The sequence below is a fragment of the Syntrophomonas sp. genome, from assembly GCF_028707975.1.
Taxonomy (GTDB): Bacteria; Bacillota; Syntrophomonadia; order Syntrophomonadales; family Syntrophomonadaceae; genus Syntrophomonas.
In genome coordinates, this window is the sequence record NZ_JAQVZX010000025.1 from 1 (window position 1) to 21,842 (window position 21,842).

Here is a 21,842-nt window from a genome sequence, read left to right on the forward strand (position 1 = left end):
GCTATGTGCTCAACGGAATCAAAACCTTTACTTCCAACGGCCCGGTTGCTGATACTTTTGTGGTTTTTGCCTTTACTGACAAATCCCTGGGAGGCAAAGGATTGAGCGCCTTTATTATCTCCAAGGACAATCCCGGTCTTAAAGTGGGACAACATTTTTATAAAATGGGCATAAGAGCTTCCCAGACTTCGGAGATTATTTTGAAAGACTGCCGGGTTCCCCGGGAAGACCTGCTGGGCAAAGAAGGGCAGGGGTTGCAGATAGCTATGTCCTCTTTTGACCATGGCCGTATCGGCATTGCCGCCCAGGCCGTTGGTATTACCCAGGCTGCTCTGGACGAGTCCATAAGCTATTCCAAGCAGCGCATCCAGTTTGGCAAACCCATATCCAAAAACCAGGCCATTCAGTGGATGATTGCCGATATGGCTACCGATATTGCCGCCGCGCGTTTCCTCTATTCCTATGCCGCTTTCTTAAAAGACCAGAAACAACCTTTCACCAAGGAAGCTGCCATGGCCAAGGTTTTCGCTGCGGAAATGTCTACTCGTCATACTTCCAAAGCGGTGCAGATCCACGGGGGCTACGGTTATATTAAAGGTCAGAAAGTTGAGCGCCTGATGCGCGATGCCAAAATTACCGAAATATACGAGGGTACCTCAGAAGCCCAGCGTATGGTTATAGCAGGAAATCTTTTGCGCTAAGCCTTAGATTATGGCCTGGGATTAAGAAACGAGGTGTTTTTATGCCCCGAATTATTGCTTGTTATAAATGGGTGGTTGACGAAGCTTATATAAGAACTGACAGCTCGCCGGAGCTGGATTTGGAATATGCCGATAAGAAAATGAGCGACTATGACCGCAATGCCATTGAAGAAGCGATCCAGCTCTATGAAAAATATGGCGGCAGCGTGGCAGCCATTACCGTAGGTCATCCTTACGATACCAAGGGGGTTAAGGATGCCCTCTCCCGCGGCCCGGAAAAAGCTTATTTTATTAATGATCCCTCTTTTGAGAATTTGGAGCCGGCGCAAACCGCAGCTATTTTGGCTGATGTCATAACTGCCAAAACAGAATATGACCTGATCATCTGCGGCGAGGGATCAAGCGACCTTTATGCCCAACAAGTAGGCCCGCGGCTGGCTGAACTTCTCGATATTCCATGCGTTACCATGGTAAGCAAGATAGATTTGGCAGGAGAGCAGCTCATTGCCGAACGAAAAGCAGATGACGGTATCGAAACTGTTTCGCTAAGCCTTCCGGCTCTTTTAACGGTATTGCCCGATATTAATTCTCCGCGAATACCCGGACTTAGAGATACCCTGGCGGCTTCCAAAAAACCAGTAATCGAAATCGTTAAAGATGAACTATCCGGAAATTTTGCCCCATGCCTGCAAGTCCTGGCTAGCTTCAAAGCCAATATGGAGCGTAACGGGCAGAAACTCAGCGATGAGGCCGCAGATATCGCGTTTCTGCTGGATACTCTTCAAAGCAAGGGAATAATTGCTCGGGGGGTGAAATAGATGGCGGGAATTTGGGTTTTTGCTGAAGACTACGAACATAATCTCGAACTAATACAGGGGGGAACGGAACTGGCCCAAAAGCTGGCCAGTAAAATCGTGGTTATCCTTCCCCATAATGCTGGGAATGATGAAAAAGCCCATGACTGTATTGCCCGTGGTGCCGATGAGATACTCTATCTCCCTCCCCTGGCCGAAGATGAGGATTTTATGGCTTGTATTCCGCTAATAGTTGCCGAAGTTTTACAGGAAAAACCTGATGTTTTCCTTATCGGTTCTTCTTTACGTGGAAAAGAGCTGGCAGCCCGTATTGCCGCCCGTTTAAACACCGGTTTGTGCAGTGACTGTATTTCTCTAGAACTAAGTGCTGACGACCAGAGTTTGATAATGGAGCGGCTTATTTTTGGTGGTGCAGCGGTGCAAAGGGTTTCGATACCCACCCGCCCCCAGATGGCCACCATTCCTCCCCGTCTCTTTAGCCCTGCTGCTGTGCAGGAGGGAAGAACAGGCAATATACGGGAACTGCCGCCTGCACCTCCGTCAAAAGTAAAGATTCTGGGGAAAAAGACCCGAACCCATGAAGCTGCTGCTCTTACTGAGGCTAGAATCCTGCTCTGCGTGGGCCGGGGAGTGGAAAAGGAAGAAGACCTCACCCTCGTGCGGGAACTGGCTGATTTACTGGGAGCAGAAATAGGCTGTACCCGTCCTATTTCTGATGAAATGCATTGGCTGCCGGAAGAATGTTGTATAGGCCTTTCGGGAATACAGGTTAAACCAGAGCTTTATATCGGCATCGGTGTTTCTGGTCAGATTCAGCATATTACCGGTATCCGTGACGCTCGCATCATCTGTTCCATAAACAATGATGAAAACGCTCCCATATTTGCCGTCTCCGACTATGCTATTCAAGGAGACCTTTATAAGGTTCTTCCCCTGATTATTGAAGGGCTGAAGAAATAATACTCTACTGCAAAACTCCTTTCGTTGCATAAGAGTGCATAAGCATAAAAGCATAATATTATTACTTTTTGCAAGCGAAAAAAAGAGTGTTTCCTGTCCCCTTTCGGGGCAAGAAGCACTCTTTTTCTCTCTGTAAGCAACGAAGAACTCCTCACTTTCCAACTAAAACCTTTTGCGTGAGGTGGTCGCGGGTATGCCCATTTCCTGGCGATATTTGGTAACAGTTCTTCGGGAAATACGATAACCCCGTTTCTTCAGAAGCTGGGCAATAGCCTCGTCACTCAAAGGCTTGAGGCTATTTTCCTCGGCAATAATCTCCTCTACCTTGCGTTTGATGCTCTTGCTGGAAACCTTCTCCCGGCCATAACCAGATTCCAGACCAACCCCAAAGAAATACTTCAATTCAAATAAACCCTGCGGGGTTTGAATATACTTATTGGTGGTGGCCCGGCTAACCGTTGATTCATGCACATCAACTATTGTCGCCACTTGACGGAGATTAAGCGGTTTTAAAAACTCGATCCCTTTGTCCAGGAATTCGCTTTGTATGTCAACAATACAACGGGCCACTTTGTACAGAGTCATTCGCCTCTGTTCTATACTGCGAATAAGCCATATCGCTGAACCCATTTTATCCTCCAGGTATTTTTTGGTATCCTGAGGAAAGGAGTCAGGCTGACGCAGGATATTTCCATAAAGTTGATTAACCATCAAGCGTGGAAAATGGAAATCGTTTACAATTACTATGTATTCACCTTCCACTTTCTCGACAAATACATCGGGAATTATATATTTGATTTCATTAATATTGCTATACTGCAAGCCAGGCCGGGGATCCAGGGTTCGGATTAAGTCGGATATTTCCTGAACCTGGTGAACCGGGACCGAAAGAGCCTGAGCTATTTTATTTAACCTGCAGCGGGCCAGGTCATCCATGTGCTGTTCTATCATTACCCGGGCCAAAAAACTCTCTTTGCCGTAATGCTTGAGTTGCAACAAAAGGCATTCCGGCAGATCCCGGGCCCCAACACCATGAGGATGAAAAGAATGAACTATCTCCAAAACTTCCTCTACCTGTTCCAGGTTCACCTCCAAATGAGATGCAATCTCCTTCAAATCCATACCCAGGTAGCCATTGTTATCAATACTGCCAATTAAATAATTGCCTATTACCAGCTCATCTCGGTTCTTGCAGCTCAAACGCAGTTGAAATTCAAGGTGTTCATAAAGACTCGGTCGCCGAGCAAAAAAATTCTCAAAGGATTTCTCTGTTTCCGCTTCTCTATTTAAAAAGCCAATATCACGATCGTTGTAATAATCAAGCCAATCTTCCAGTTTGCTGTTATCACTGTTGTCAGCAGCCTCCTTTTCATAGTCCACGTTTTCCTCAGCCTCTTTTTCCTCCAAAAAAGGATTCTCTTCCAATTCTCTTTGAATATACTCATTCAATTCAAGGGTGGACATCTGTAAAATGGCTATAGCCTGACGCAATTCAGGCGTCATCAACAGCTTTTGCTGCTGCTGAATAGAAATATCCTGAACTAATTTCATATCTTGTCTCCCCTTATATCTCTATCTAAATAAATATAATTCGCCTGCGAAAACCCCATTTTTTCCAGTTTTTATTCCTATCAGCGTTAACTCATAATGAATCAGCGCAAATTACCCTCCGGGAACTACTAAAATTTATCTGCGTGCCAGGTCGTAATTCAGATTATTCGTCCAAGTGTTTCTTGTTCTCGTATTATCTTCTACGCCCCGAGCGTTGATTATCAAAGGGTAAACAGAAGAGGAATACAAGCTGAGTATAGACACAAGCAAGTATAAAAAACTATTCTCCACCAGCCAGATAATATCCTGCCTTGGCTTGTAGTTAATAGCATGACAAAAATGGTTTAATCTTCCTGCAGTATCTCCTTTATCGTTTCCTCTAGTTTTCGCATACGATAAGCCACCCCTGACTTGCTCAAAGGCGGATCCAGCATAACCCCCAGTTCCTTTAAACTAGCATCCGGATAGACCATTCTCATTTCAGCCAAATTCCGCAAGTTCCCGGGAAGAAGCTCTAAACCTTGTTCTTTAAACAGCCTCCCAATAAGTTCAAGCTGTCGTACCGAAGCATCAATGGTCTTGCTCAGGTTAGCCGTTTCACAATTGACCTGCCGGTTGACATCATTGCGTACAGATTTGATTATACGAACATTTTCAAAGTTCAATAAGGCTCGGCTTGCTTCCACCACTCGTAAAAAATCTACGATTTTTTCACTTTCTTTGAGATAAACAACCCAATGGTTTTTCCTCTCCACCAGGCCAGGTTCCAGTTCAAATTTATCCAGCATTTTTTGAACCGCAAAAGCCAGTCGATTATCATTCAAAACCAATTCTAAATGATATTCTCCTTCCGGACGATTAATTGAGCCGCGACTTAAAAATATGCCCCGCAGATAAGCCCGCTTGCAGCATGTCCGCACAAGCAGCGAACGATTTAGAGCTGTAAATTTTTCCTTTTCCAGGAGCAGGAGAATCTCTTCCAGGTCTTTATTCAGGGCTTCATCTCCTCCGTCCAGGAGTACATTAACCTCATATATCCGTTTCTTTTTAAATCTCCTTTGTTCAACTGCCTTGACCGTTGATTGTATTTGGTGGTAATTCTCCTTGAGCAGAGTGATGATTTTCCTGGCAGTAGCCGCGTTATCTGCTTGCACTCTTAGGACCCGCCGGCCGTCTTCGTCCGCAGCAAGATCTCCGCTGACAGCCAGCAGGGCGGCCAGTTCTGCCTCGCGGCAACATTCCTTTTCCGGAATAATCCGGGCCAGTTCGTTCCTAACATCACTGGAAAAACTCATAGCTGCTCCTCTTCCCAACTATGACTCCACCGCAAAACTCATTTTGTTGCATAAGGTTTGTATAAATATACAAGCGAGCCTTGGCAAAGCATGAATGCAACACCTAAACGAAGGCGTATTTATTACTTCTTGCAGTGACATCAATTATTAACAATAATCCAGCCAGGGGAAGTGATAAGCTTCACTGCATCATAGGTTCATAATAACCCGGGCCAATTTGTCGGAGTCATGCCAGGCCAGGTCACAATGAGAAAGCATATCCGCCTCAATAAGCTTAATACCCATAGCTTCGATTTCCGAGCGGTTAAACAACACCGGAAGCGCTTGCTCTCCACGATATCTTTTCAATATCCATTCATCAATAATGCCATTATTTACAATTATATATTCAATAGCGGGCCTCTCCAGATATCTCATTATCACCCGCAGGTGGTCAACAGCAGTAAAACTATCCGTCTCTCCATGCTCGGTCATAATATTGCTAACATAGACCTTCCGGGCTTTGGATTCTGCCAGGGCCGCACCTATCCCATCCACCAGGAGGTTAGGAATAATACTGGTATAGAGACTGCCTGGACCCAGCACAATTATGTCCGCCTCCATAATGGCCTCCAAAGTATCTGGCACTGGCAGGCATTTTTCTGGTACCAGAAATAAATTCTCGATTTCTTCCCCATAGTTCCTGATGGATGTCTCACCATATATTAATATCCCGTCTCTCATACGGGCTCCCAGAGCCACATGTTCCAGGGTGGCAGGTAATACCCGACCACGAACCTTCAATACTTTACTTACTTCTTGAATAGCGGAAACGAAATCCCCCGCAATTTCGGTCATGGCAACCAACAATAAATTACCAAGATTATGGCCTTTCAAGCTACCCTGATGGTCAAAGCGGTGCTGAAACACCTTATCCATCAGGGTCTCCGTCTCCGCCAAGGCCACCAGGCAGTTGCGAATATCCCCCGGTGGCAAAACCCCCATTTCCGCTCGCAAACGACCGGAACTTCCTCCATCATCGCTAACCGTTACTATTGCCGTCAGGTGGGAAGTGTATTTTTTTAATCCTTTTAACAGAACGGACAGTCCCGTCCCCCCACCAATAACCACAACTTTCGCTTCCTTTACAACTGCTGCCATTTACTCCTCCATTTTGTGTTTTGCAATATCTCTATGCCGAACAATTACATTATATCCCATCTTCTCCAGCTGTTTTCCGGTATAATCGGCTAAAACCACCGAGCGGTGCTGTCCTCCAGTGCAGCCAATAGCAATGGCCAAATTGGTTTTGCCTTCTTTAATATAATATGGAATAAGGTATTTTAGAAGGTTTAAAAATCGCCGCATAAAGGATTTGGTGACCGATGAATCCAGTACATAATCTATTACCATGGAGTCTTTACCCGTCATAGTCCGCATCATCGGGTCATAAAAGGGATTGGGCAAAAATCGGACATCGAATACCAGGTCAGAATCCATAGGCAGTCCCAGCTTGTAACCAAAAGAGACTATGCTGGCGGAAAAGCGCACGGACTCATCCTCGCTAAAACGGCAATCCAGTTTTTCCTTCAGTTCCCGGGGACTAAGATTGGAAGTGTCAATCAAAAGGTGGGCCTTCCCTCTCAGTTCCTGCAGTATTCTTCTTTCCTCCTGAATGGCCTCCAGCAGTCGCGAGGAGCTGGCCAAGGGATGGCGGCGGCGGGACTCTTTAAAACGGCGAACCAGAACCTCATCCGAGGCTTCCAGGAAAATAATCTGGTAATTAATCTGGCTGTCCTCCAATTCCTCCAGAATCAGGGACAGATCCGGGAAGAAATCCCCTCCCCGGACATCAATGACCAAGGCCACCTTTTTTATGCCTGCGGATTGCATGCTTAGTTCGACAAATTTGAACAGCAAGGCGGGAGGAAGATTATCTACACAATAAAAACCGATATCTTCCAGACAGTTTATTGCCTGGGTTTTTCCGGCTCCCGATAAACCGGTAATTATGAGTATCTGCAGTTCTTCATTTTTTTCCCCCATTGCGAATAACCTCCCCCCGTTTCCAGGTTGACCACTCTTTCCGGGTCAATCTTCAGATGTTTAACTACCTGAACACCATAATCCAGTTTTCCTACACTTTCTTCAAAATGGGAATCGCTGTTGACTATAAAATCAACCCCCACCAGCTCTGCCTCCATTATATCAGATATATCGGGGTGCTCGTGACCGCAATTTATTTCAAACAAAACCTCTTTCTGCACACAAGCCTGTGCTATTTCCTGGACATCCACCGTAAAAAAAAGACCGGGATGAGCCAATATGTCCAGATCCGGGTTTTGGTAAATAGCCTCTTTGCAAGCCTTGGTATTGGCACTGACAGCCTTTTCCCGCTGCGCTGCCCCCAGATGACGCAGCGAATTGCGGGCAAATAAGTCCCAGGCGTCCTTGAGCGTAGTAGGCAAAGTGTAGGGATGCATACCGGCAATGAGGAGGTCTAAACCCTCAATTACGCTCTGAGGGATATCCAGAGTTCCATTTAAATCCCGGATATTGGCCTCGGCACCGACCAGAACCCGCAGTCCCTCCTCATTCCATCCGACCTCGTCTATCCTCTCTCTTATCAGAGAATATTCGCTAGCACTCTCCACCCCGATAACAGCTGCCAGGGGTCCGTGGTCAGTTATAGCCACCTCTTTGAGCCCCCTCCTTCTCGCCGCTGCAATAATATCCACCTCACTCTGTCTGCCATCACTATGCCGGGAATGGGTATGGTAATCACCATAAAACTTCATCACAAAACTCCTTGGATCATATATCAAGGGGACTCCCTGTTTATCAAAAGCGTGGTTCCCCCATCAGCTTCATCATTTAGCCAGTTCCGCCTTCAGGTAGTCGATTAATGCTACCGGAGTTGGGTTTATTCCGTATTCCAAAGCCAGATAAAAACTGACATAATCTCCCGTATAACAGAGCGAATATAGTCTTGCCAGGAATGATTCACCCCGGCTTTCCACCTCAACAAAACCCTTAACTTTCTGTTTGATTATATCCCGGCTTATTTCCATACGCTGCTTTACCCGCTCATGATCAAAACGGTCTTTCAATATGACTACGGATAGCCGGGATACAAGTTCGGCCGGAACTTCAAAACCGACAATCTCATTGTGGTTGAGCTCAGGAAAAACGTGGTAATAGGCCGGGGATTTGGCATTCTCGTTAATCTGGGCTTTCCAGCGCAGAGCTGCCACCTCAGAAATACCGGTACTACCCCAGATTATAGGGATACTGTCCTTAAGCTCTCGGGCTATTTGTTTGGCGGGGTTTTTCTCCAACTCGATATCCGAATGAAAACTATCGCGGGTATCCCGCAAAACCCGAACACATTCCTCCAATTCTATCCTTACACCGGGTATTATCTCTAACTTTTCCAGCAATAAAGCCAGCGGAGCGAAAAGATAGCCGGTAGCCGCTCGCGGTACCAGACCTGCCAGTACTTTTACCACCGGTTTGCCATCCAGTCGAGCCATCTTTTCCAGTTCCCCCCCGCTGCTAAAGCAGACGATATCTGCCCCCCGTTCCCGCGCTTGCTTGTAAGCACTCAAGGTCTCTTCGGTATTCCCTGAATAGCTGACCGCACAGAAAAGGGTCTTCTCGCCCACAAAAGCGGGAATATCATAATCGCGGTTTACCAATACCGGTATCCTTGCTTTCTGGAGAGCAAAAGTACGCAGTATATCTCCGCCAATGGCTGAACCTCCCAGACCGGCAACCACAATATTTTCATAGTCAGAACAATAGTCCTCGATAAAGTCAAATTCCATCTTCAAGCTTTCGGCAAACTGCTCCGGCAGGTTATACAGGTAATCCCTCATTTTCTCAACTGTCATATCAGCTTTAACCTTCCTTTCCCAAGTACTCCCTACGGCAATACTTTTATTTATGCAACCTTGATGTCACTGCAAAAAATAATAAATATGCATTAGTGTGCATAAATATACCGCTCAGCAACCTTAAAAGCGACCGAAGGGATTAGAGCCTCCTAGTTCAGGTAAAATTGCTGTCAGTTTATCTTCCCCGGCTTTCCATCCTTCTATTACGGCAGGTGTAAGCTCACACCTTACCCTTTACGCCTCACTTTTCTTATTAATCAATCCTTATATATCAGAAGATAGGTTCCCCGTGATATATTTTATTAAGTACTAATTCATGCAAGACCTGAGCCACCCCTTCATCCTCATTGGAGGGAGCCAGATAATCAGCGGCTTCTTTTACCACTTCCGGAGCATTGCCCATGGCTACGCCGATTCCAGCCCACTTTATCATGGCCAGGTCATTATAACTGTCGCCCATTGCCAGAACTTTTTCCCGTGGGATGCTATAGTGTTGGGCCAGCATCTTTAAAGCCTGCCCTTTATCTGCGTAACGGCTCATCACCTCCAGGAATACTGGTTTGGAACGGGTAATATATAATTCCTCCCCAAAACGCCGATTCAATTCCTCTTCCATTGACAGTATGAGCCTTTCATCAAAGACGGTGGCTAAGATTTTGGGTGTATCTTGTTCCCGGGAAACAGCAATGAGGTCTTCATAGAACAAGGGCTTTATTCCTGATAATTCCGCATAATATTCTGCTTCCGGGCTCCAGCTCTCAATACAAAAGCAATCATTAAAATAGCTCTGAAAAAATATTCCCTGCTCCTTGAAAAGCTTCATAACCTCAGTCGCCAGCTTGCGCGGCAGCGGTTCATAGTAAAGAACCTCCTCAGAAAGCGAGTTTTTTACCAGGGCTCCCTGATAGGTTATTAATGGAATATCTACCTTTAACTGTCGGGCGTAGGGTAAGGCCGAACGAAACATGCGCCCGGTAGCCAGAGTTACCATTATTCCTTTTTCTTGCACCTGCCTGATGGCTTCGAGGCTTGATTCCGCTATCTTCCACTCGGAATCAAGCAGGGTATCATCCAGGTCAATCGCCACTAATTCTATGGACATCTTTTTCCCCCAGTCCTAATTCTATGCAGTTCATTTTACCCGATTAAAATTACTTATTCCCATGACCGCAGTTTATCAGTCATAATCAAACCGGTGACATCGCCTCACAAGAATCGCCCTCTTGACACAAAAGCCGAGCACAGGCCCGGCTCCTTGTCCAATTATACAATGATAATACTGCAGATATCCTATTTCTTGCATAAGGGTTGTATAAATATGCAAGAAACATTGTTGAAACACAAATGAAACATCGGATAAAGCCTAATTCCTAAATCTAAAGGTTCTATCATCAATAAAGAAGCTGATGACAAAACTAATGATACTAATAAGCAAAGCGCTGACAATAGCCCAGCCAAATCCGTGAATGTCAAATCCCTTGACCGTAGCCGAGGTTATCCACAGCATTACACCGTTAATAACAAAGGTGAAAAGCCCCAACGAAATAATATTCAAAGGTAAAGTCAAGATAATCAATAGCGGCCTTATTACAGCATTTACTATTCCTAGAAATATGGATCCGACAATGGCCCCCCAGAGTGTAAGTTGGAAATTTTCCAATAAAGCTGCGGTAATAACAATGGCCAGGATATTTAAAAACCACCTGAGCACCCAACCCTGCAAATGAGCCCCCTCCTTTCTCGCCAAGAATTCCCGATAGTCATAAATCCCTTACTTTAATCATACGGAATTTTGCAGCTTATTCCAACAGCTTTTTTCCCACTTCGACTTATTTCCCGGGAAATATTCTGACAAGTGGAGTTTTCCTGGCTAATGAGGGCGGATTATAGAGCCGCCATAGTTGCCAGAAGCAGCATAAAGAATAATGGACCCGGATTTTCAGCTATTTTGGTAGATTTCATTTCTTTTATCTCCCAATTTTCGCTGATAGTGGAGAGAAACAAAGCTAACACGGCAACGGATTTTTCATTTGACTCCTAGCCCTGATTCTTTGAAGAAATCCAGCACCGCCCCGGCTGCTTTCCGGTTCATACCCGGTACTGCCGCTATTTCATCCAGCGAAGCCTCCTTAATCCTGGCTACCGACCCGAAGTGAGCCAGCAGGCTCTTTTTCCTCTGCTCCCCTATTCCCGGTATTCCATCCAGAGCCGAGGCCCTGACTTTACGGCTCCTTCTTTTCCGGTTATATTCAATGGCAAAGCGATGAGCTTCATCCCGCAGCCTCTGCAGCAGCTGCAGTCCATTATCCCGGGCCGCTAGCAGTAAAGGTTCAGCACTGCCGGGGCGATATATCGCCTCATTCTTTTCGGCCAGCCCGAAGAGGGGAATATCAATGTCCATTACCTTTAATACTGCGGCCACGGCATTAACCTGCCCCCGGCCACCATCTACCAATATCAAATCCGGCTCAGGCAAAAAAGCCGGATTAGCCTGGCGGGCATTCTGGAAACGCCTTTCCACCGCTTCAGCCAATGACGCGGTATCATTATTCTGCTCTGTCTTGATTTTAAAATGCCGGTATGCCTTTTTCTGCGGCTGACCTCCGCGGAAAACCACCATGGAAGCCACTGTTTCCTCCCCGCCCAGGTGAGATACATCAAAACATTCCAGACGATCAGGCACTGCTTCCAAGTCCAAGACCTGGCTCAAATGCAGCAGAGCAGCATTTTGGGTGTTTTCCTCCCGCTGTTTCTCCTCCAAGAGCAGACGAGCATTTTCCAGCAGCATATCCAGAACCTGCTTCTTTTCTCCTCTCTGCGGAACCCGAAGTTCTACCCGGCGGGCTATTCTGGATTTCAGCCAGGCCTCCAGCAATTTGAAATCGGAAGGCAGGTGGCTCAAGAGTATCTGCGGCGGAATATCCAGGTTTTCATCATAATATTGTTTAATAAAGAATTCCATGGCCTCATTCTCATCCTCCTGAATCGGTCGGTTTAACCAGAAGGTGTCTTTGCCCACTATCTTCCCCGAACGGATTTTAAAAAGCAGAACCAGATTCTCCCTTTCCCCGCTCAATATCCCCACCAAATCAAATTCACAGGGTGAAGCCAGCTCAATCTTCTGTTTTTCACCCAGCTGGCGTATAGATTGGATTTGATCCCGCAGGCGGGCGGCTTTTTCGAACTCCAGATTCCTGGCCGCCATAGTCATTTCTTTTTCTTTTTCCTGCACTATCTCCTGGAAATTGCCCTCCAGGAAAGTGATTAAAGCTTCAACCCTCCGCCCATATTCTTCTTCTGAAATCTCGCCGCTGCAAGGGGAGAGGCATTTGCCCATGTCCCGGTTGAGACAGGGTCGGCGCCGGGATTTCATCGTCCGGCAGCTGCGTAATCCAAAAACAGCATTAAGCAGCTTAAGCGTATCGCGCAGGGAAGTAACATTGGTATAGGGTCCAAAGTAGCGTGACATTCCGTCTTTTTTCTCCCGGGCCAAATAAACTCGCGGAAATCTATCAGCCATACTCACTTTGATGTAAGGATAGCTCTTGTCATCGCGCAAATCGATATTATAGCGTGGTTTATAAGCCTTTATAAGGTTGTTTTCCAGGATCAGCGCTTCCATTTCCGTATGGGTAACAATAAAATCAAAGTCACTCACCCGAGCCATCATGGCCTTCACCTTGGGATGCATTTTCTCCGGGGCTTGAAAATAGGAGCGCATCCGCTGGCGCAGAACTCGGGCTTTGCCTACATAAAGCACCTGGCCCTCCCGGTTCTTGAACAAATAGACCCCAGACTGCAGCGGTACCTTTTTCAATCTTTCCTTCAGCATCTCATCACCCATTCTTCCCTCACCCCATGCCCCCAAGCTTGCATCAACAGGGGTTTATACAGTAGAGTCATAACTAAACCCCCTCCGTCCTCCACCATCCGTCCTCCGATGCCTAGCGTCCCAAGACAAGCTGCAAATACCTGCCGGTATAAGACAAGGGGTGCCGGGCTAATTCCTCCGGGGTTCCTTCAGCTACTATATAGCCGCCTTTTTCTCCGCCTTCCGGCCCCAGATCGATTATATGGTCAGCGGATTTGATTATATCCAGGTTATGCTCGATAACCAGGACGGTATTGCCATTATCTACCAATTTGTTTAGCACCGTAAGCAAATGTTTAACATCTTCTTTATGCAAGCCAGTGGTGGGCTCATCCAGTATATACAGGGTCTTGCCGGTGGAGCGCTTGGAGAGTTCGGTGGCCAGTTTCACCCGCTGAGCCTCCCCTCCGGAAAGACTGGGTGCTGCCTGTCCCAATTGAATATAACCCAGGCCCACATCCTGCAAGACCTTGAGTTTTCGATAAACCCGGGGGATATTCTCGAAAATTTCCACCGCTTCATCCACCGTCATTGCCAAGACATCAGCTATGCTTTTACCCCGATACTTGACCTCCAGGGTCTCCCGGTTATAGCGTTTACCCTTGCAGACCTCGCAAGGGATGTAGACATCGGGCAGAAAATGCATTTCTATTTTTATTATCCCATCTCCGGAACAAGCCTCGCAGCGTCCCCCCCGTACATTGAAACTGAAGCGCCCCGGCCGGTAACCGCGCAAGCGGGCTTCTCCAGTATTGGAATACAGCTCCCGGATACCATCGAAAGCTCCGGTATAGGTAGCGGGATTGGATCGTGGAGTACGCCCGATGGGGGACTGGTCAATATTTATTATTTTATCAATATTTTCCATTCCTTCCATCTGCTTATAAGTACCGGGACGATGACGACCCCCATGTAGCTCCTTCATCAAGGCCGGGTAGATAATATCTTCCACCAAAGTGCTTTTGCCCGAACCTGAGACACCAGTAATAAGCACCAATCGGCCCAGGGGTATGGCCACATCAATCTCTTTCAGGTTATGCTCCACCGCCCCTTGCAGCAAGAGTTTCTGCCCATTTCCCTTACGCCGCTGAGAGGGTATTTCTATTTCCATTTTACCGGCCAGGTATTTACCAGTAAGCGAATCTTCGGCAGCCATTATATCTTCCAGGCGACCTGCTGCCACCACCTTACCCCCGTGAATACCGGCCCGGGGGCCAATATCCACAATATAATCCGCCGTTTTGATGGTATCTTCATCGTGTTCTACCACAATTACCGTATTTCCCAAATCCCGCAGCCTCTTCAAGGTGGCCAGCAGGCGGTCATTATCGCGGGGATGCAGTCCGATACTCGGTTCATCCAGTACATAGAGCACCCCCACCAGGCTGGATCCCACCTGGGTGGCCAGGCGAATGCGCTGGGCTTCTCCCCCGGATAAACTTCCCGCCGCCCGATCCAGGCTCAAGTAATCCAAGCCCACATCCACCAGAAAGTTCAATCTCTCCCGGATTTCTTTTATAACCTGCCGGGCAATGATAAAGTCCCTCTCGTTCAGCTCCAGGCAAGTGAAAAATTCCAGGGCCTCCCTTACGGACAGAGCGCTTAGCTGGGTAATGTTTTTCCCCCCCAGTAATACCCAGAGTATTTCGGAGCGCAGCCGCTTTCCCTGGCAAGCCGGGCAGAGAGTGGTACTCATGTATTTCTCGATATCCTCCCGAGCCGCCTCAGATTTGGTCTCTTGGTAACGACGCCGGAGATTGTTGACCACTCCCTCGAAACTGGAGCGAAAACTGCCGGTTTCTCCGTAAGAATTGGTGTAGACTATCTTAAAGCGCTCCCCGCCGTTTCCGTATAGGATGGTATCTATCTGCTTCTGGCTCAATTCCTGTAAAACTTTATCCAGCGGGATTTTATTCCTCGCCGCCATGGCCGCCAGTATTTGATTATAATAGGTATGGAAATTGCTGGACCAGGGAATTACCGCCCCCTGCTCCAAGCTCTTGTTCCTGTCCAAGACCAGATCCGGGTCAATTTCCCTTTTCTCCCCCAATCCACCACATTCCGGGCAAGCCCCGAAGGGACTGTTGAAAGAAAACATCCGCGGACTGAGCTCCGGCAGGCTGAAACCGCATTCCGGGCAGGCAAAATCCCGGCTGAAAAGAATCTCTTCCTCACTGCCGTCTTCCTGGAGCAGCTGCACTTTCACCATGCCTTCTCCCAGCTCGAAAGCCAGTTCCAACGATTCCGCCAGGCGGCTCCTGATACCCTCTTTTACCACCAGGCGATCCACTACCGCAGAGATATCGTGCTTCTGGTTTTTGGCCAGGACGATCTCCTCATCGGCCGTGTACTCGTAGCCATCTACCAGCACCCTTACATAGCCATCGCGGAAAAGATTCTCCAGCACTTTTTTGTGCTCCCCCTTCTGCCCTTTGATAATAGGGGCCAGTACTTTGAGCCGCCTCCCGGCGGGCAAAGCGAGCAGGCTATCCACCACCTGATCCACACTCTGTTTCTTGATGGGCTGCTGGCAATGCGGACAGTGCGGTTTCCCCACCCGGGCGAAGAGCAAGCGCAAGTAGTCATAGATTTCGGTCACCGTCCCTACCGTGGAACGGGGATTATTGGAGGTCGATTTCTGGTCGATGGAAATGGAAGGAGAAAGACCCTCGATATGATCAATATCCGGTTTGTCCATTTGCCCCAGAAACTGCCGGGCATAGGTGGAGAGCGACTCCACATAGCGCCTCTGTCCCTCGCTGTATATAGTATCAAAAGCCAGGCTGGACTTGCCCGAGCCCGACACCCCGGTGAATACCACCAGTTGATCCCGGGGTATCTCCAGGTCAATGTTTTTCAAATTATGCTCCCGCGCACCTTTTATTACAATACGGTTTTTCATCTTTTCCCCCGTCTCCTGGCTTTCTTGACTGGCTGCTGCAATTCCCGAATACTGTCCCGCAAGCGGGCTGCCCTTTCAAATTCCAGGTTTTCTGCCGCCTGGTACATATCGCTCTCCATCTCACGCAAGAGCCGTTCCCTCTCCTCCCGCGCCATTTTTTGAAAATTACGGATATCGTATTCTACCGCCTCTTCGGCAATGGTGGCTTCTACTGGAGCATGAATGTCCTTCCTGATGCTTTCTGGAGTAATATGGTGTTCCCGGTTATACTCCAATTGTTTCAAGCGGCGGCGGTTGGTTTCATCAATGGCTGATTTCATCGATGGAGTTATTTCGTCCGCATACATTATTACCTTACCCTCAACATTGCGCGCAGCCCGACCAATAGTCTGAACCAGCGAACGGGCGGAGCGTAAAAAGCCCTCTTTATCAGCATCAAGTATAGCTACCAGGGCTACCTCCGGTAAATCCAGCCCCTCCCGCAGCAGGTTTATCCCTACCAGAACATCAAAAACCCCGCTGCGTAACTCTCTTAAAATCTCCAGCCTTTGCAGAGCATCTATATCCGAATGCATGTAGCGAACCTTCAAACCCGTATCAGCCAGATAATCGCTCAGGTCTTCCGCCATCCTCTTGGTCAGTGTAGTTACCAGAACCCGGAAGCCCTTATCCACCATAGCCCGGGCCTCAGCCATAAGGTCATCAATCTGGTTCCTGGTAGGTCTGACCTCTACTTCCGGATCGACCAGCCCGGTCGGTCGTATGATCTGCTCACTCACCTGACGGCTCTGCTCTAATTCATAATTGGCCGGGGTGGCGCTAACATAAATTACCTGTTTTACCTTCTCCTGAAATTCTGCAAACTTCAAGGGGCGATTGTCCAGCGCCGAAGGCAGTCGAAAACCGAAATCCACCAGATTCTGTTTTCGCGAACGATCCCCTTCATACATACCCCGAATCTGGGGCACGCCAATATGGGACTCATCTATAAAGAGCAAGAAATCATCGGGGAAAAAATCCAGCAAGGTATAGGGTGCTTCGCCGGGAGCTCGTCCCGTTATATAACGCGAATAATTTTCAATCCCCTTGCAATAGCCTATCTCTCTTATCATTTCCAAATCATAGCGGGTTCTCTGCTCCAGCCTCTGCGCCTCCAAAAGCTTGCCTTCCATTTTGAAGCGGGCCAACTGCTGTGCCAATTCCTCCTCGATTTGCCCGGCGGCCTCCAACATGCGTTCCCGGCTGGTAACGAAGTGGGAAGCAGGAAATATCATGCTGTGCAAACGGCCGCCTATGATTTCCCCACTCAAGGGGTTAAACTCAATAATGCGTTCGATTTCATCGCCGAAAAATTCCACCCGCAGAGCCTGCTCGTTGGAGGAGGCGGGAAATATCTCCACCATATCCCCACGCGCCCTGAAGTTCCCCCGAAAAAAAGAATAGTCATTGCGTTCATAGTGATTGTCCACCAGGCGGCGCAAAAGATCATCCCGGGCTATTTCCATCCCCGGGCGTAGTGATACCGCCAGAGAATAATAATCCTCCGGCGCACCCAAGCCATAAATACAGGAAACACTAGCCACAATTATCACATCGCGCCTCTCTAATACCGCAGCAGTGGCGGAATGACGCAGCTTGTCTATCTCATCATTAATGGAGGAATCCTTTTCAATATAGGTATCAGTCTGCGGAACATAAGCCTCAGGCTGGTAATAATCATAGTAGCTTATAAAATACTCCACCGCGTTTTCCGGGAAGAACTGTTTAAACTCGGAATAGAGCTGCCCAGCCAGGGTTTTATTGGGAGCCATAACCAGGGCCGGTCGTTGCAGCTCTTCAATGATCCGGGCCATAGTAAAAGTCTTGCCAGAACCGGTTACTCCCAGGAGGGTCTGATCATGAAATCCTGCCGCCACTCCCTGCAAAAGTTGTTTTATGGCCTGGGGCTGGTCTCCAGTAGCCTTATAGGATGAATGTAATTTGAATTCCGGCATAGCTAAATTCACCTTCCAAACAAGGGACATTCTTTTTATTTTGCTCACAGCAAACCAGGGGATGCTTCTCCTGTTCACTCCCCAGAACACTTCACAGGCAGCTTCTTCCGCGCCTTCCCCCCAGCAGCGTGAGGAAAGTCAGAGCTCAATTCTTCCTCTATTTCTATTCTTTTCTTATCGAGCGCCTCATAATCCATCGCAGCTGAATAGATTTTTTTAATTTTCTTTACGGTCAAATAAGCATTTTCAAGTTCTTCTTGAACCTGCAAGAGCATGGCCTCATGGTTTCGGTAAGCCTGGCTGTTTTTCATCCCCAAGAGACTGGGATCACAATCTTTTAGGCACTTTCCCAGGTCAACTATAATATCCCAGGGTTTTAAACTTATCTCCAGTTCTCCGGCATCTATCAAAGCAGTCTGCGAACTGCTTATAATAACCATCACTAAGCTTTCCGGCTCCAATCCACAGTGGTAATACTCCAGGAAATGACCCTTTTCTGCTGCCTTAAGCGCTAGTTTTGCAATCATGGTCGATTTCCCACAACCCTCCGGCCCCTTGAAAACATACCTTTTCCGGCAGGCAGCACTAAGTTCTTCAATATAGTTGATAATACCATCAGCAGTCACCGCACTGGCAAAATAATGTCTTTCCCGGGCTTGTTCCTCCGCCAGCCTGGCTTCAATCTCCCCACAAAGCTGATTGATTCTCCCATGGTCCAGATGACGGGCAGTTAGCTGCCGGAGCTCTTCCCTGGTTTGGATAATGCTCTTTAAAATATTATAGGCTTTGCTATGGTGCTTTTCTACTTTTTGCACCAATTCCATAATATCCCGGCTTCTTAAGGCCACCGCTTTTCTATCCTGGTAATCCCCCAGGTTGATTATTTCCGCCCTCCCGGCCGGGTACCCGGGGTCGATCGCCTGAGGCAGGCTGCCATTAACTACTGCTATCTCCAATTGGGGTAAATATAAACCCTCAGGATTAACCGGATCCAGAGCTGATAACCACATTTCCACTTCATAGCCCTTTTCCGCCATAGATTGACCCAGAAGCCGCAAAAAGCTAGACTTCCCAGTACCAGAAGGTCCTTTCAAAATAAAGATTTTTTGCAGACCTTCCAACAATTTTGGCATAAAGCTGCAGTAGCCCCCGTCGGTATTACTGCTGGTAAAAACATATCGGATCATCCCTTGCTTACCCAGCATAAAATCTCTCCCCATATCAGTTTTTTTAGTCTATTCATTTTGCATCCAAAGTGTGAATAAGCATGGCAGCGGCAGGCAAGGGGACGGTTCTCTTGCCTGCCCATCATTAAAAAAGCCTTTTTAATTTTTCCCAAAATCTCCGCAAAAGCTCAAATATATTATCTTCTTGCAGCAACAGGTACCTGCGGCTATAGTGGTCAGGTACAGCAATGATGCCCAGCTCTTTTCCACGACTTTCGTCTAGCTGGCATACAATTCTTTTCCCTCCACGCAATATCTCCAAGTGAACCGGGCCCCGCGACTGCCCCCATTCTTCTTCCAAGTCATATAGATTCCGCACTTTCCGGGCATTCATGCTCAATATAATATCCTGAGATTTTATTCCTACCCGGGCAGCTGCCCTTCCCGGGAGCAGATCCAGAACCATAACCCCAGATTCATTTTGCCGGTACAAAGGCTGCTTCCGCCTCTCTTCCTGCTGCCCCAAGAAAATTACCAGCTCGTGCCCCAGGGGGCTGAACAATGCAGCCGCCAAAGTCAAATTTTCCCAGCGGGACGCCCCCAGGGCCAGCAAGAGCAAAATCAGACTGAATGCAAAGAGCTTTCCCGCCGAATGGCGGATTCGTTGCGCCGGGGTTGTGGTAGTGGTTATTTCCCCGTAACCCAGAATAGCTAAAACCGGAAGCAAAGCATAAGTCTGATCCGGTGTAACTGCAGGATAATCTTTAAGCAAAGGCCACCAGTCCGGCATATTGACCCCGGTGCCTGGTTCAAGCACGCCAACACCCATTAAGGCTATAAGAGGAATTGGCCAGAATTTTTGCAGGTTGAAACCACCCTGAACTATTCCACTTTTTTTAACATAAACAGGGGTAGGCTGAAATTTCCCATCCAGCAGGATGAGCAAGCTTTCAACCATATGCAGTACGGCAATCAAAGCCATCAAGTGAGGAATATTTATTTGCGGATAACCAGTAAGCAGACTGAACAGGGAAAGTATTCCGCCAGCATAAGCAAAGCACAAAAAGCGGGGACTTATAAACATCAAGAGTATAGCCAGGAGCCATAACTGCGAAATACCTATGTTGTTCAGGTTGATTCCCAGCAGAACCAACAGAATACTTCCCAGTCCCCCTCCCAGAAGACCCAGGAAGCTTGATAGCAAGGCCGCCTGCCAGTAGCTATTGCGTCTATTATCCAGAATCCTCCCAGAAAGCTTATCCAGTCGTCTATACTGCCAGGCTACAATCATAAAAAGACCCAGGTATATTAAAATAAAAAGAGGCGAAGTAAATGTAGTTACAAAAACTCGCCCCATCATCTCTAAAACAGCTAATGTCTGTTCCAATGAGCCACCTCCTTAAACTAAGAAGTGGAAACTGCAATCTTGTTTAAAGGTCTGAGCCAAGCTTTGCTCCCTTTTAGCGAAAAACCCGGCGCCCCTTACTCCTATACGATGGGCAGACACGGGAGCCTGCCCCTGCAAACCGCTACACTCCTCACTTTAACCCAGGTTCAAGACGCTTTGCTCACTGATCCGCTCAGCTGCTTTTTCAAGATTTCCAGCGCCTTTTGCAACTGCTGATCCTCTGCACTATTAACCTCATTTTTTACCTGGTAGTCCGGGTTTATGCCGATTTCATTTATATCAGTACCATCAGGGGTAAAGTACTTCTGAGTCGTTAGCTTCAAGGCTCCCCCATTGCTTAGGGGAAAAACCGTCTGCACCAGACCTTTGCCATAAGTTTTTTCCCCCACCAGCAAAGCCCGTTTGTTATCCTGCAGAGCTCCGGCCAGGATTTCCGAAGCACTGGCGCTATCACCATTTACCAGTACCACCAGCGGTATATCCAACTTGCCATGACCGGCTTTGTGTACGGTTTTGTTGCCTTTGCGGTCGACTATACTTACAACCTCCTGCCCATCCAGAAAAATTGAGGCGATGGCAATGGACGCATCAAAATCGCCGCCCCCATTGTTGCGCAGGTCCAAGAGCAAACCCTCAATTTTTTCCTCCTCCAGCAGCTCATCTATACTCTCTTTCATCTCTTCGGCAGAACGAGAGTGGAACTGGTTAAGTCCTATATAACCGATACGGGGTTTTTCGCTTATTATCTTGTCTTCCACTGAAGGAACATTGATTATCTCCCGGATTATCCGAAAATCGTATTCTTTCTTATCTGATTCCCGGTATACCCCCAAGAGCAATTGCGTTCCGGGTTCACCCCGCATCAAGTGTACGGCATCATCAGTACTCATATTCAACGCGTTTTTGTTGTTGATACGCAAAATAATATCCCCGTGCTTAACCCCCTCCCTAAAGGCCGGAGTATCCTTTATGGGTGATATTATTTTCAGGCGGCCTTCATTATCCTGTAGAACATAAACCCCGATTCCCCCGAATTCCGCTTCCAGCCTCTCTCTGAGATCCTTCCAGGTTTGCTTATCCAGGTACTTGGAATATGGGTCCCGCATGGAGTCAACTATCCCCGCCGTTGCCCCTTGAATAAGCTGGCTGCTGTTAACTTCATAGAGAGCCTGGCTCTTCACCAGTCCTAATACACTGATAAGAGTGCTTATACCAGCGGCATTGGTAATGCAAACAAACAAAAGGCCAACCACAACCAGCATTCCCACCAAAGAAAAAAAGTTCTTAAAACTATTTGACAATCG

18 protein-coding genes are annotated in these 21,842 nt (G+C 47.6%); 4 read left to right on the forward strand and 14 right to left on the reverse strand.

Features of this window, described 5'->3' with window-relative positions:
• The 3 genes from PHP87_RS05265 to PHP87_RS05275 form a co-directional block, all read left to right on the forward strand.
• Positions 1–701, forward strand: a 701-nt coding sequence (locus PHP87_RS05265; RefSeq protein ID WP_299919256.1) for an acyl-CoA dehydrogenase family protein, incomplete at its 5' end; no start/stop codon positions are given.
• 41 nt (positions 702–742) lie between these two features.
• Positions 743–1,519 carry an electron transfer flavoprotein subunit beta/FixA family protein gene (locus PHP87_RS05270; RefSeq protein WP_299919259.1) on the forward strand — a complete coding sequence of 259 codons (777 nt, stop codon included), beginning with the start codon at positions 743–745 and terminating at the stop codon, positions 1,517–1,519.
• Entirely contained in the window at positions 1,520–2,476 is a 957-nt protein-coding gene (locus PHP87_RS05275) for an electron transfer flavoprotein subunit alpha/FixB family protein (RefSeq protein ID WP_299919260.1), read from the forward strand.
• Positions 2,477–2,638: 162 nt separating this feature from the next.
• Here the strand turns inward: PHP87_RS05275 and rpoN are convergent, their stop codons facing one another.
• The 8 genes from rpoN to PHP87_RS05315 all read right to left on the reverse strand — a co-directional run bounded on the left by rpoN (position 2,639) and on the right by PHP87_RS05315 (position 10,920).
• Complete coding sequence (gene rpoN, locus PHP87_RS05280; RefSeq protein WP_299919261.1) at positions 2,639–4,027, reverse strand: RNA polymerase factor sigma-54; 1,389 nt, start codon at positions 4,025–4,027, stop codon at positions 2,639–2,641.
• A gap of 344 nt (positions 4,028–4,371) precedes the next feature.
• Positions 4,372–5,322, reverse strand: a complete 951-nt coding sequence (gene whiA / locus PHP87_RS05285; protein WP_299919264.1) for a DNA-binding protein WhiA — start codon at positions 5,320–5,322, stop codon at positions 4,372–4,374.
• A gap of 189 nt (positions 5,323–5,511) precedes the next feature.
• A complete protein-coding gene (locus PHP87_RS05290; protein WP_299919266.1) occupies positions 5,512–6,462 on the reverse strand; it encodes a YvcK family protein in 951 nt (316 codons plus the stop codon).
• Positions 6,463–7,347, reverse strand: coding sequence for an RNase adapter RapZ (gene rapZ, locus PHP87_RS05295; protein WP_299919269.1), 885 nt, complete (start codon positions 7,345–7,347; stop codon positions 6,463–6,465).
• Complete coding sequence (locus tag PHP87_RS05300) at positions 7,311–8,099, reverse strand: PHP domain-containing protein (protein WP_299919271.1); 789 nt, start codon at positions 8,097–8,099, stop codon at positions 7,311–7,313. The genes rapZ and PHP87_RS05300 overlap by 37 nt, the downstream gene beginning before the upstream one ends.
• Positions 8,100–8,171: 72 nt before the next feature.
• Positions 8,172–9,194: a bifunctional phosphoglucose/phosphomannose isomerase gene (locus tag PHP87_RS05305; protein WP_299919273.1), complete on the reverse strand. Its 1,023-nt coding sequence runs from the start codon at positions 9,192–9,194 to the stop codon at positions 8,172–8,174.
• Positions 9,195–9,468: 274 nt separating this feature from the next.
• On the reverse strand, positions 9,469–10,299 hold the full coding sequence (locus tag PHP87_RS05310) for a Cof-type HAD-IIB family hydrolase (RefSeq protein WP_299919275.1): 831 nt from the start codon (positions 10,297–10,299) through the stop codon (positions 9,469–9,471).
• Between the two features lie 261 nt (positions 10,300–10,560).
• Positions 10,561–10,920, reverse strand: a complete 360-nt coding sequence (locus tag PHP87_RS05315; RefSeq protein WP_299919276.1) for a phage holin family protein — start codon at positions 10,918–10,920, stop codon at positions 10,561–10,563.
• 150 nt (positions 10,921–11,070) lie between these two features.
• Here PHP87_RS05315 and PHP87_RS05320 point away from each other — a divergent pair, with 150 nt between their 5' ends.
• Entirely contained in the window at positions 11,071–11,238 is a 168-nt protein-coding gene (locus PHP87_RS05320) for a hypothetical protein (RefSeq protein ID WP_299919278.1), read from the forward strand.
• On the opposite strand, the gene uvrC is transcribed toward PHP87_RS05320, so the two are convergent.
• From uvrC to PHP87_RS05350, 6 genes are all read right to left on the reverse strand, one after another.
• Positions 11,224–13,041, reverse strand: a complete 1,818-nt coding sequence (uvrC, locus tag PHP87_RS05325) for an excinuclease ABC subunit UvrC (protein ID WP_299919281.1) — start codon at positions 13,039–13,041, stop codon at positions 11,224–11,226. The genes PHP87_RS05320 and uvrC overlap by 15 nt on opposite strands.
• Positions 13,042–13,141: 100 nt before the next feature.
• Positions 13,142–15,970: an excinuclease ABC subunit UvrA gene (gene uvrA / locus PHP87_RS05330; RefSeq protein WP_299919283.1), complete on the reverse strand. Its 2,829-nt coding sequence runs from the start codon at positions 15,968–15,970 to the stop codon at positions 13,142–13,144.
• Positions 15,967–17,964, reverse strand: a complete 1,998-nt coding sequence (uvrB, locus tag PHP87_RS05335) for an excinuclease ABC subunit UvrB (RefSeq protein ID WP_299919286.1) — start codon at positions 17,962–17,964, stop codon at positions 15,967–15,969. Before uvrB ends, uvrA begins: the two co-directional genes overlap by 4 nt.
• 74 nt (positions 17,965–18,038) lie before the next feature.
• Positions 18,039–19,169: a hypothetical protein gene (locus tag PHP87_RS05340; protein WP_299919289.1), complete on the reverse strand. Its 1,131-nt coding sequence runs from the start codon at positions 19,167–19,169 to the stop codon at positions 18,039–18,041.
• Positions 19,170–19,275: 106 nt separating this feature from the next.
• Positions 19,276–20,517, reverse strand: coding sequence for a PDZ domain-containing protein (locus tag PHP87_RS05345; RefSeq protein ID WP_299919290.1), 1,242 nt, complete (start codon positions 20,515–20,517; stop codon positions 19,276–19,278).
• 167 nt (positions 20,518–20,684) lie between these two features.
• Positions 20,685–21,839: a S41 family peptidase gene (locus tag PHP87_RS05350; RefSeq protein WP_299919291.1), complete on the reverse strand. Its 1,155-nt coding sequence runs from the start codon at positions 21,837–21,839 to the stop codon at positions 20,685–20,687.
• Between the last annotated feature and the right edge of the window lie 3 nt (positions 21,840–21,842).

What these genes read in the sequence shown, in the direction of transcription:
- whiA (WP_299919264.1), bottom strand. Translation starts at nt 5,322, where the DNA reads ATGAGTTTTTCCAGTGATGTTAGGAACGAACTGGCCCGGATTATTCCG.
- PHP87_RS05305 (WP_299919273.1), bottom strand. Translation starts at nt 9,194, where the DNA reads ATGACAGTTGAGAAAATGAGGGATTACCTGTATAACCTGCCGGAGCAG.
- PHP87_RS05300 (WP_299919271.1), bottom strand. Translation starts at nt 8,099, where the DNA reads ATGAAGTTTTATGGTGATTACCATACCCATTCCCGGCATAGTGATGGC.
- uvrA (WP_299919283.1), bottom strand. Translation starts at nt 15,970, where the DNA reads ATGAAAAACCGTATTGTAATAAAAGGTGCGCGGGAGCATAATTTGAAA.
- PHP87_RS05290 (WP_299919266.1), bottom strand. Translation starts at nt 6,462, where the DNA reads ATGGCAGCAGTTGTAAAGGAAGCGAAAGTTGTGGTTATTGGTGGGGGG.
- PHP87_RS05270 (WP_299919259.1), top strand. Translation starts at nt 743, where the DNA reads ATGCCCCGAATTATTGCTTGTTATAAATGGGTGGTTGACGAAGCTTAT.
- rpoN (WP_299919261.1), bottom strand. Translation starts at nt 4,027, where the DNA reads ATGAAATTAGTTCAGGATATTTCTATTCAGCAGCAGCAAAAGCTGTTG.
- PHP87_RS05310 (WP_299919275.1), bottom strand. Translation starts at nt 10,299, where the DNA reads ATGTCCATAGAATTAGTGGCGATTGACCTGGATGATACCCTGCTTGAT.
- PHP87_RS05275 (WP_299919260.1), top strand. Translation starts at nt 1,520, where the DNA reads ATGGCGGGAATTTGGGTTTTTGCTGAAGACTACGAACATAATCTCGAA.
- rapZ (WP_299919269.1), bottom strand. Translation starts at nt 7,347, where the DNA reads ATGGGGGAAAAAAATGAAGAACTGCAGATACTCATAATTACCGGTTTA.
- PHP87_RS05320 (WP_299919278.1), top strand. Translation starts at nt 11,071, where the DNA reads ATGAGGGCGGATTATAGAGCCGCCATAGTTGCCAGAAGCAGCATAAAG.
- PHP87_RS05340 (WP_299919289.1), bottom strand. Translation starts at nt 19,169, where the DNA reads ATGCTGGGTAAGCAAGGGATGATCCGATATGTTTTTACCAGCAGTAAT.
- uvrB (WP_299919286.1), bottom strand. Translation starts at nt 17,964, where the DNA reads ATGCCGGAATTCAAATTACATTCATCCTATAAGGCTACTGGAGACCAG.
- uvrC (WP_299919281.1), bottom strand. Translation starts at nt 13,041, where the DNA reads ATGGGTGATGAGATGCTGAAGGAAAGATTGAAAAAGGTACCGCTGCAG.